Annotated in this window: 9 protein-coding genes; 2 read left to right on the forward strand and 7 right to left on the reverse strand. The window is 44.7% G+C overall.

From position 1 onward, the window contains the following. Positions 1–79: 79 nt before the first annotated feature. Positions 80–1,903, reverse strand: coding sequence for a MutS-related protein (locus ACZQK9_RS12540; RefSeq protein WP_483270785.1), 1,824 nt, complete (start codon positions 1,901–1,903; stop codon positions 80–82). Beyond that, positions 1,887–2,099 (reverse strand): hypothetical protein, encoded by a 213-nt coding sequence (locus ACZQK9_RS12545; protein WP_483270786.1) that lies wholly within the window; start codon positions 2,097–2,099, stop codon positions 1,887–1,889. Before ACZQK9_RS12545 ends, ACZQK9_RS12540 begins: the two co-directional genes overlap by 17 nt. A gap of 188 nt (positions 2,100–2,287) precedes the next feature. Here ACZQK9_RS12545 and ACZQK9_RS12550 point away from each other — a divergent pair, with 188 nt between their 5' ends. Then, on the forward strand, positions 2,288–2,638 hold the full coding sequence (locus tag ACZQK9_RS12550; protein WP_483270787.1) for a hypothetical protein: 351 nt from the start codon (positions 2,288–2,290) through the stop codon (positions 2,636–2,638). Between the two features lie 161 nt (positions 2,639–2,799). On the opposite strand, the gene aroA is transcribed toward ACZQK9_RS12550, so the two are convergent. Together aroA and ACZQK9_RS12560 are read right to left on the reverse strand one after the other, a co-directional pair. Further along, a complete protein-coding gene (gene aroA, locus ACZQK9_RS12555) occupies positions 2,800–4,080 on the reverse strand; it encodes a 3-phosphoshikimate 1-carboxyvinyltransferase (RefSeq protein WP_483270788.1) in 1,281 nt (426 codons plus the stop codon). 284 nt (positions 4,081–4,364) lie between these two features. After that, positions 4,365–5,600 (reverse strand): DNA/RNA non-specific endonuclease, encoded by a 1,236-nt coding sequence (locus ACZQK9_RS12560; RefSeq protein WP_483270789.1) that lies wholly within the window; start codon positions 5,598–5,600, stop codon positions 4,365–4,367. A gap of 675 nt (positions 5,601–6,275) precedes the next feature. Here ACZQK9_RS12560 and ACZQK9_RS12565 point away from each other — a divergent pair. Further along, positions 6,276–7,565 carry a M18 family aminopeptidase gene (locus tag ACZQK9_RS12565; protein ID WP_483270790.1) on the forward strand — a complete coding sequence of 430 codons (1,290 nt, stop codon included), beginning with the start codon at positions 6,276–6,278 and terminating at the stop codon, positions 7,563–7,565. Between the two features lie 183 nt (positions 7,566–7,748). Here the strand turns inward: ACZQK9_RS12565 and ACZQK9_RS12570 are convergent, their stop codons facing one another. The 3 genes from ACZQK9_RS12570 to ACZQK9_RS12580 form a co-directional block, all read right to left on the reverse strand. After that, positions 7,749–9,590, reverse strand: a complete 1,842-nt coding sequence (locus ACZQK9_RS12570) for a glycerophosphodiester phosphodiesterase family protein (protein ID WP_483270791.1) — start codon at positions 9,588–9,590, stop codon at positions 7,749–7,751. A 218-nt stretch (positions 9,591–9,808) separates the two neighbouring features. Then, entirely contained in the window at positions 9,809–10,075 is a 267-nt protein-coding gene (locus ACZQK9_RS12575; protein WP_237963065.1) for a hypothetical protein, read from the reverse strand. A 2-nt stretch (positions 10,076–10,077) separates the two neighbouring features. Then, positions 10,078–10,583, reverse strand: a 506-nt coding sequence (locus tag ACZQK9_RS12580; protein WP_483270792.1) for a hypothetical protein, incomplete at its 5' end; no start/stop codon positions are given.

Genomic DNA, 10,583 nt, shown 5'->3' on the forward strand with positions numbered 1-10,583 from the left:
GGCATTGTGCATAATTGACAAAGCTTTTTCGACAAATGTCCGGCATTTTTTTATCCATTTTGTACAATCCTGCACAATTCTATCCTACCTCAAACCCTGCCATACGGAGGATCGCCCGTGCATTCGTCGTCGTACATCTGCCATCGCGGATCTTATAATCAAACCGTAATTCATCGCCTTCATAATATTCCTGAAAATGATAATTCACAGCAGGTGTCTGATTCCGATCTGTAATATTACAAAGTTCAAAATCATGTGTGGAGACAACCGTCATACAATGGGTTCCCGCAAGCTTTGTAATAACCTCCGTCGCACCGACGATCCGGTCCGCAGAATTTGTTCCTTTGAAAATCTCATCAATCAGGCAGAGCATCGGCTTGTCCTCTTTCCGGTATCCCGCCATATCCTTAATTCGTAAAATCTCTGCATAAAATGTTGAAATTCCATGTGCCACATCATCCTTGACACGCATGGATGTGAAAATCCGCATATATGATGCATGCAGGGCTTCCGCGCAAACCGGAGCCCCAAGATACGAAAGCACCAGATTAACTGCAACTGTACGAAGAAATGTCGTCTTCCCTGACATATTTGATCCTGTAATAATTGTAATGCCATCCTTCAGGCATACATCATTGCCCTGTGCCTGATCCGGCAGCAGTAACGGGTGATACAGATTTTTACCTTCCAAATGTACCCTGTTTCCACTATAATCAATCGTACTATCGCCGGTTTCCCGCACCATACCAAGCACTGAAAAACTCATCAGTTCCTCAAGCTTTCCGATCATATCCGAACATCCGGCGACCTGCGATCCATATGTTTTTTTCCAACGGGAAACAACCGCCGCAAGCTGATAGTCCCAGAGGAAAAATCCACACAAAATCTGATGCACTAACGGATTAAAGGAAATGTTATAGGCCTGCCCGATGGCTTTTAATTTGTGATACGCGCGAACGGCTCCCGTTGCTCCGCCGGCATGCTGCTGCATATCAGAAAGTACCGCACTCTGGAACTCCTGTTTTGCAATCAGCGAAAGCATCACTTCATATTCTCCACTTACCGCACCCGCATATGAAACCGGCTGGATAATGGCATCCGTCATAAACCTGGTCAGCCATGAAATAACAATCAAAACAAGAAACCCAATCAATGGAACGCCATAAGAGATCACGCCTGCCAGAAACAATGCCAGACTTACAATCTCGCATACCGGAAATACAAATCGTAATATATGTGCAAATACAGGAAGCTTTCCCTGTGCCGGATCTCCACAGAAATCCTCAAACGCCTCTGCATCAAACTTCTCTTTTTCCGATTCCATTTTTCGTCCGGCTGTCTCAAATTCAACCGCAAACTCCGGTTTCCCGGCAAGCTCCAGTATCGCCGTATGTCGCTGTTCCCGCTCCGAACTGTCTATATATCTCGTTGTAAGATGATTAGCCAAAAACTGTTTTCCCTTGTCTGTATGGCACACAGAAATCATCTGATACAGGGAGTTTTCTCCAAGCAGATCAATGTCCGCAGCAACACAATCATCTTCCCGCAGATAAGTGGTTCCTTTTTCCTCAAACTTACGCCAGCCATCTGTATACCGGTTGCAGTACCGTTTGCAGACCTCCCATTTTTCGGACAGCAGTTCCTGACGTTCTGCAACAACGCTATGCCATTTCACAAGTAACACAAAACCAATCAAAAACATTACTCCTACGATCAGCAGTAATGCTGCATATGTCTTTTCTTTTTCTGTGACTCCAATGATCAAGGCTGCTGCGCCAATCAAAAATGCCAGAATCCGCAATGTGGAAATTCTTCCAAACAAACGATCCGCATCTTCCTTTTTCTTTTGATAGTCGAGCGTCCACTGTTCGAACTGTTTCCGATTTTCACTTACTGTCAACATGCTTCTTTTCTTCCTCTTTTTCCTCTTTTTTCCTTGTGATCACCATCTTAAAAAAGATTACTACGAATACCCCTGCAGCAATAATACTCAGGATTCCTAATGTAGTTTGGTCTAAGAAAACCAATGCTATTCCAACAAGTGCGATCAAAATCGCACAGGTAAGAAAATTCTTCTCAGTTTCTTTTAAATTTTTCATTTTATATCATCCTCCGGACTTTTTTATTATCTTTTAGTCTACCATATCATACAGGGCAAGGCAAAGGAATAATTCTAAACTTTCTGTGAACCGCAGATTTCTATTTGCTTTTTATTATTGCATGTATTAGAATAGTCTTTATATAATTGTGGTAAAATATAGATAATTATGGAAAAGGAGATTGAGACATGGGTAAGTTTTTTAAGGGTGTCGTAAAATTTACAGTTGCCGCAGCCGCAGTTGGCGGTCTGTGCTATGCATTCAAGGACAAGATCAAAGAATCTAAGGTATATCAGGATAACAATGTTGATGAGAAGATCAACAAAGTAAAAACTACGATCAAAGACAAGATGCCAAAGATCTTTGACAACGAAGATGATATCGAGGAGGATGATCTGTTTGCAGACGATCTGGATCTTGAAATGGAAGATGCCGATCGTGATTATGTGACGATTAATCCGGATGATTCCGAAAAATCCGAGGATGCTGCAGCAGAAGAACCTGTTGAGGAAAAGGCTGAGGATGCTGACGCTGAGTAATTGCCGAGAATCCGACATTCTTATATTTCAAATGCAGCAGCTTTCATGGAAAAGCAAAAAGTTCGATGAGACAATGAATGTTTCATCGAACTTTTTCTTTTAGCTGCAAAGCCCAACACTTCCTATGTATTGGCATTGTATGCCTGATTTATTCGTCTGTTCTACATTTTTACCAGCTTGCGCATATCTTCATAGAATCCCGGATACGAAATATCAACACATTCTGCGCCGGTAATCTCCGTCTCGCCATCTGCGTTCATCGCAGCAACCGTAAAACTCATCGCCACCCGATGATCGAGATGACTGTCAATTGTGGCTCCATGAAGTGGTCTGCCACCACGGATAATCATACCATCTTCCGTTGCCTCAATATCTGCTCCCATTTTCTTCAGGTTATCTACCATAACATCGATCCGGTTTGATTCTTTTACTTTCAATTCTGCCGCATCTTTGATGATCGTCTCACCCTCTGCAAAGCAGGCAAGAATCGCAATCGCCGGGATTTCATCAATCAGAGTCGGGATTACCTCTCCGCCAACGACACAGCCTTTCAGATTCGAGGTACGCACTGTTACATCGGCAGTCGGCTCTCCGATTTCTCCAGATGTCTTCTCCACTGTAACGTCCGCTCCCATATCTGAAAGCACACGCAGGATTCCATCCCTTGTCGGGTTAATCCCTACATTTTTCACTGTCACACAGCTATTTGGTGTGATTGCTGCTGCCACAAGGAAATATGCTGCCGAAGAAATATCTCCCGGCACGATTACCTTTTTTGCATACAGTTCGTCTGCCGGTTTCACATACACAGTCTTTCCTTCTGTACGGATATCCACGCCAAATTCTTCAAACATCAGCTCGGTGTGATTCCGGCTCACTTCCGGTTCTGTCACAGATGTTTCGCCATCCGCATAAAGCCCAGCAAGCAGAATCGCTGATTTGACCTGTGCCGAAGCTACCGGTGAATCATAGTGAATCCCATGCAGATTCGTGCCATGAATCTCCAGCGGTGCACAATCATTTCCGCGTAAACTGCGGATATCTGCCCCCATCCGGGAAAGCGGAGTAATGATTCGCTTCATTGGGCGCTTTTGAATTGATGCATCCCCATTGACCGTTGACACAAACGGCTGTGCTGCAAGAATTCCTGACATCAGCCGTGTTGTCGTTCCGCTGTTCCCAACATCCAGCACAGAATCCGGTGCCGTCAGCCCATGCAGTCCTCTTCCATGCACCAATACCTTATCACCATTATTCTCAATCTCAACCCCCATTTTCCGGAAGCAGGCGATTGAAGACAGGCAGTCAGCGCCTTGCAAAAATCCTTCTACCTCTGTATTGCCTTTCGCAATGGAACCAAGCATAATGCTTCTGTGTGAAATGGACTTGTCTCCCGGCACTACTACTTCTCCGGAAAGTCCATGAACTCTTGATAATTTCATAATATTCTCTCTTTCTGTATGTCTGATTTTATCTAAATAAATATCGCATATCCTGCCCCCGGAACGAACGCCGCTCAGGTTAATCCCATTTCATAAATCCAGAATCACCTCATGTTTCCATCTTCATGTACGAACGTATTGTTATAAAAATCTACATCATTATAGCACGGCTTGTTTCCCGCAACAACTGATTTACGTACCGTTTTGCACACAGCCGCGTATTGTACGCTTATTATTTGTCGTGTTATTTTGTCTTGATGCACATACGTGAATTCGGATTACGATTACGGATTACATTTCTTGCACGGAGCATATCCCATATTTTCTAACTCCTCTACGGTTCCCTCATAGGTCTGCTTATTTGTCTCCTTCATCTGACTGACACTCGAGCAGGTCGGTCGATGGATTTTCTTCGTATTTGTATTCAGAATATAAGTCTGTGCCGTTTTGTTCCGGCGGTCTGAATCGCCATTGGCAATCTCCAGCTGCTCTGTGGTAATATCACTTTCCAGTCTGGTTCCCTGTCCTGTGCATCCTGATTCCTGCCCAACGCTTTCTGTTTTCTGCGCGTTCTCACGATTATCGGAAACGGTTTCCCAGCTTGTTCCGTCTGCATAGTTGATTTCGATTCCCGGCTGTACATTATAGCAGTATACATGGAAACAGATTCCGGTTCCTGCATCCTCAACGGACCATCCCTCCATCTCCACGCCGGAAGCAACCAGATTATCTCCTTCATACTGTGGTGTCACGCGGTACAGCACATGATTTCCAGTCCTATCCACATAATCATTGACCATCTCTTCAAACGGAAGCATCCCTTCGGTATTCAGGTATCTTGTCCCGGTGATCAGATTCTCCTCATTTGCATTTTCGCCGGCCAGGCAGTACGCGATCAGATGGCAGCGGTTGTAGAGATAATTGCCATCAATCAGATCATTATACTTCACCGTGTGCCAGCCACTTGGTCGGACATTTCCGATTGCATCCCGTTCTTCCATCGGCTGGATCTCCGGACAGATATTTGCATATGCCTGTCCGCAGCGCCCAAGCGAATCCAGCCCACTATATGTTTCAAACGTCTCGGTATTTTTCTTTTCATCCTCCGTAAAATCCGGGATGTTTTTTTCAAGCTGGATATATGGAGTTCCGTCGTAGACCGGAATGTTCGCAAGTGTAACTGAGGTTCCCTTCTGGATTGCACGCGGAAGTCCGTTCTCCGATTGTGCATACGGCTGCGAGTCTTTATCCTGCATATCAGGATTCTTCGTTATATCCTGTGTGTCAGAATCGGCTGCTACCGCTGATCCTGCGGCATCTTCCATCAGCCCTGTATGATCAGTTGCTGTAATATCTCCTATTTCCTCAGCAAGTTGCTCATCCGCATTTTTCGTATCTGCCTGTGCTTCTATCGCTGTCGCATCATCCGCTGTGTTTTGCCCGGTCGCACATCCGGCTAGTGAAATTGTAATGGCAAGACAGGCTATCATATAGTTCAGTGTTATTTTAATCTTTTTCATCACTTACTTCTCTCCATATTCACCGCATGTTCCTCTCCATGTTCATCTCTTGCCTGTTCCTATCAACATTCATTACGTGTTCCCCACGAACCCATTCTCCATTCTACATGCCCTACTGTGCATCCTATGCTACATATATAACGCTACATCCATTATACGTTCCTTATTCCATATACACAAGCCATCTCTGGGTTTTTCCGCCCCCTCCGCCTCTCCCCTACGCCCACCACGTGGGTTTTCTCCCCGGAAATTTCCTCTCTGCGCCCATTTCGCCAGCATAGATTAGCTTCCTATCCATTTTCCCGTCAAAAGTTCCCTTCCAGCCTTGCAATCTCCCAAGGAACTCTCTATACTACATACAGGAACCACACGATTTCGAAACATACTATGATTTGGATATATATAGTTCTATCAGTATCTGGCAATATACATATGTTTGGGACTTAGAAGTTCTTGATGTTCTGTACATTCCCAGCAATGTTTGAACACGATGTTCAAACAAGCCGCCACTGAGCCACGGATGGCGAATTGGCGGCGGTTGCGTATGCTCTCAATACACCTTTTCAGAACATCTAGTACTTCTTAGTTTCAATACATCGTATAGTGGCAGATGCTGATACAACTATATATTCAAATCATAGTATGTTTCACACTTTTTCAAAAGGAGATCATCACATGAAAACATTATTACGTTTTTTACAGAACGGCAAAACGCAATTTCACGTCGCCGCTCTTGCCAAAGAATATTTAGATTCACATGGATTTATACCAGTATCTGACCGTGAAGAGCTGGCAGAACTTGCCGCCGGTAAATACTACCTTGCTCCATTCTCTTCGATTGTGATTCCATTTGTGAAAGGTACGCAGAGCACACAGGTGCGCATTGCCTGTGCACATACAGATTTTCCGATGCTCAAGGTAAAGCCAAACCCGGAATTAAAAAAGCAGGGGTATCTGCAAATAAACGTGGAACCTTACGGCGGACTTATCAAAGAAACATGGTTTGACCGTCCACTCGGACTCGCAGGAAAAGTCATCTGCAAGAGTGATTCCATCTTCCATCCGGAAATCAAGCTGTTTGATTCCGAAAAGCCGGTTGCTATCATTCCAAACCTTGCTCCACACCTGAAACGCGGCAGCAAAGAAGGAGAACTGGATGTACAGAAGGAGTTGATTCCAATTGTGGACATGGCAGTTTCTATGGATGGTTCCTCAAACCAATCGGACGGGCAGACGCAACAGAAAAATCCTGATTCCCATTTCCTACTTTCTTATGTGGCAGAAAAACTAAACGTTCACCCAGAAGATGTTCTGGACTTCGATTTATACCTGTACATCTGCGATGCACCAACGACCGTCGGTATAAACGATGCACTTGTAACAAGCCCCCGCATCGACAACATCTCCTCTGTCTGTGCCATCTTAGAAGGATTGGCGGACACCGAGCCTTCCGATACACTTTGTATCGGTGCACTGTTTGACAACGAAGAAATCGGAAGCCGATCGAAACAGGGTGCCGACAGTATGCTGCTCTCCGATATTGTGAATCGTCTGACCGCAGGCAGCCATCTTTCACTGATTGAAGATGGATTCTATCTGTCCGTGGATGTCGCACACGCCACACATCCAAATTACAGTGAGAAAGCCGATATTACCAACACCGTACTGCTCGGAAAGGGTGCTGTCCTGAAATCCAGTGCCAGTCAGCGCTATGTCTGCGACAGCGAAGCAGGCGCCTGCATTATTGATTTATGCAACGCAAACCACATTGCCTTGCAGCGTACCGTGAACCGTTCCGGCATGCCAGGCGGTCAGACACTTGGACCTATCGTTTCATCTTATCTTCCAATGCGTGCCTGCGATATTGGAATTCCGGTTCTTGCAATGCATTCCGCAAGCGAACTGATGCACCAGGATGACTACGCTGCTTTAGCCGCTTTGATTACTGCATTTTTCAGACAATAAACTGATTGCATCATAAATTCAATATGCATCACGCAGAGCAAGATGCGCACCTCACATCTTGTTCTATTCGCGGTCATCAATGCACCACATAAATGCGTGCATTTTTCTCGTCGCCGCAACAAAAGAGGCTGCCTCATCCGACAGCCTCTTTGCATTCCCAATCATTCTATTCTCGCATACAATCTAATATTTATAAATCAGCCGTTTCATCCAATCCTCGATGATAGAATCATTTGCATTGGATATAACTTCCTTTGTGTTAGTCGGATCATCCGTGATAATCCCATCCACATCCAGCAACAACAGGTTCTTGATGTCCGATTCATTATTTACCGTCCATGCATAGATTTTTTTGCCCTTTGCATGAATTTTACTTACCATATTGTTACTGATATACGTATGCTTGATACTGAATCCATCAATACCATCCATCCCCGCAAAATCTCCAAACGCCATCGTCATGATATACAATGTCGAAATGTCGGGGTCTAGTTCCTTCGCTTCTCGCAACGCTGCAACACTCTGGGAACCAAGCATACACTGATCCACAAAATCATATTCATGCAGCAGATCAACAATTCCCTGTACATAATTCTGATCCGTCTCTGCCGGTTTCAGTTCAATATTCAGGAACACATCGTTTTCTCTGGCAAAAATCAGCACTTCTTCCAATGTGGGGATTCGCGTGCCATCATACGCCCGGTCATACAGACTTCCGACATCCAGCCTGCTGATGTAATCATAATCCACTTCGCCCACCTTGTGCTTAACATTCGCCGTCCGGTTCAGACTCTCATCATGCATGATGACATACACGCCATCCTTCGTCTGCCGTACATCCAACTCGATAATATCCGCACCGGCCTCGACCGCCTTCTCAAATGCCGGCATCGTATTCTCCGGTGCATGTGCATCATCCCCCCGATGCGCTGTCACGGACGCATTCGTCGGATACGCAATGCGGAAGGACATATAATTATTCGTTGACAGATACACATAGCAGCCATTCATAATAAGTCCGAGTGCAACAACCGACGCAAGAAATGTCCGCTGTTTTTTTCGGGAACGGCTCAGAAGAATCTTCTCTTCCCGCTCCTGTATCTTATTCACGTGAAGCTTCTTAAACTCTTCATATTCCATATCGCCTTCCCGTTCATAGAAATGCGCACAGATATAAGCATGAATAAGCGGCGTTGCCACTATGACGATCAACACATAAAGAATCACCGTCGCGACACGGAAGATCGTATCAATCACCGTCACAACCGTTTTGTTTGGAATCAGGCCCATCACGGCCTTCGAGATTCCGGTTGCAAATGCGCCTTCAAGCAAAACCGCGGTCACTGCTATCGCCAGATTCAGTGCGATCACGCCAATCATCATAAGCAGTGCATGATGTTTCATCGCCTGTTTACTCATACGGCGTGCCTGCTTATAGCTGACCTTATACAAGACAAAATAATTAAGTGTAAAAATCTCCTTGAAGAAGGTCAGGCAGAGCACAAGATAGATTGCAAGTCCGCCCATTACTCCGAACTTATAGTTCTTCAAAAAATGTGTCAGAAACTCCGGCAACTTCAATCCGAGCAACGTGCCCGACAACGTAAGAGAATATGTAAATGGCAGGACAAACAATACATACCCGAGTGTCAGCAGATTCTTCGGTGTCAGACTCCGACAGGCATTTCCGATTCCATGCAGCAAAATATCCATCGGATTCAGCTTCTCGCGCCGCACCGATGCTTCCATACTGTAAATAATTCCCGACAGATTAATCAGTAAGAAAAATGCAATCAGAATCAAAATCAGCAGGAATGCCACATAAGTAATCGGTGACCGCATATACCGGTAAATCGTTCCGGATGACAGATACGAAACTCCCGCAATGTCCATCGACACATTCAGCAGTCCATACATCGCCGGAGTCAGGATTGCCAGCGACAACACCCGGTAAACAACCTCAAAAAAAGCAATGGAGGAAAAATTATACTGAAGCATCTTCACTGCCTGCTTTAAACGACTCATAACCTTTTCCTCCATTTCCTTATCAATATTTATGTGATCATACTATCATAATCGAATTCTGTTTTCTTATCAACACAATCACTGATTCTATCTTTACAGAATCAGCATGGCGTCCCCTATGTGTCTGGTTCGCTTTAATATCTTTCTTTTATAAGCATATTTATCATTTTACCATAGCCTGTCAAGATTAACAATCGTTACCTCATAGGTCATTGGAACTATTTGCACTGTTCTAAAATACCTTTGATTTCCTGTAACTTAACAGCTCCGATTCCTTTAATCGTTCCGATTTTCTCCAGAATCTTGTCTGTGTCGATTTCTGGAGCTGCTTTCTTTCCCTGATTGAAACCCTCGCTTCTGGCTTTCTCTACTCGGTCCTCGACATAGTGTACCAGTTGCTCGTCTGTCATCTTTCGCATTTTGACAGCTTTATCATGTATTTTGTTCTCGTCCTCTGTCCTGCGGCAGCTTCTCGTTTTTCCCATAGTCACGCCTCCTGTATTTTCTTGATGTGCAGCACATAATATTCAACGCCCGGCTCTGCTCCCCATTCCGGGTTGCCGGTTCCTTTTGTGAGCGTGCAGGTTGCTTTCGCCTGTCTGGAGTTTCTGGAATATCCGTTTCTGAATATGATTTCCTTTTCAGGCGGTGTCGTGTCGCCTACTCCGTCTATGCCTCGAAATAGCCACTGACACCCGAACACGCTTTCAAACCTTGAATCGTAGTACGATTTTATTTCCCGGTATTCTTCCGTCTTTTCTCCAGACAAAATCATGTCATACCATTTTTTCTTAATCGGCAGTACCAGCATATCATCATCTCCTTTGCTTTCTGCTTCGTATAATTTGTTTATATCTTCCGTCGGGCAGAAAAACCACATCATTACCAGCAATGCAATCCACATTGAACCATAGTTGAATCTGCTTATATTCCCTCGTATTAAAATCATAAGTCCACATATAAACCATGGCAAACAATTCCAGTGCTTGTAAT

It is taken from the genome of Wujia sp., from assembly GCF_056872695.1.

Coding starts and splice junctions, on each gene's coding strand:
- ACZQK9_RS12540 (WP_483270785.1), bottom strand. CDS start 1,903: ATGTTGACAGTAAGTGAAAATCGGAAACAGTTCGAACAGTGGACGCTC.
- ACZQK9_RS12545 (WP_483270786.1), bottom strand. CDS start 2,099: ATGAAAAATTTAAAAGAAACTGAGAAGAATTTTCTTACCTGTGCGATT.
- ACZQK9_RS12550 (WP_483270787.1), top strand. CDS start 2,288: ATGGGTAAGTTTTTTAAGGGTGTCGTAAAATTTACAGTTGCCGCAGCC.
- aroA (WP_483270788.1), bottom strand. CDS start 4,080: ATGAAATTATCAAGAGTTCATGGACTTTCCGGAGAAGTAGTAGTGCCG.
- ACZQK9_RS12560 (WP_483270789.1), bottom strand. CDS start 5,600: ATGAAAAAGATTAAAATAACACTGAACTATATGATAGCCTGTCTTGCC.
- ACZQK9_RS12565 (WP_483270790.1), top strand. CDS start 6,276: ATGAAAACATTATTACGTTTTTTACAGAACGGCAAAACGCAATTTCAC.
- ACZQK9_RS12570 (WP_483270791.1), bottom strand. CDS start 9,590: ATGAGTCGTTTAAAGCAGGCAGTGAAGATGCTTCAGTATAATTTTTCC.
- ACZQK9_RS12575 (WP_237963065.1), bottom strand. CDS start 10,075: ATGGGAAAAACGAGAAGCTGCCGCAGGACAGAGGACGAGAACAAAATA.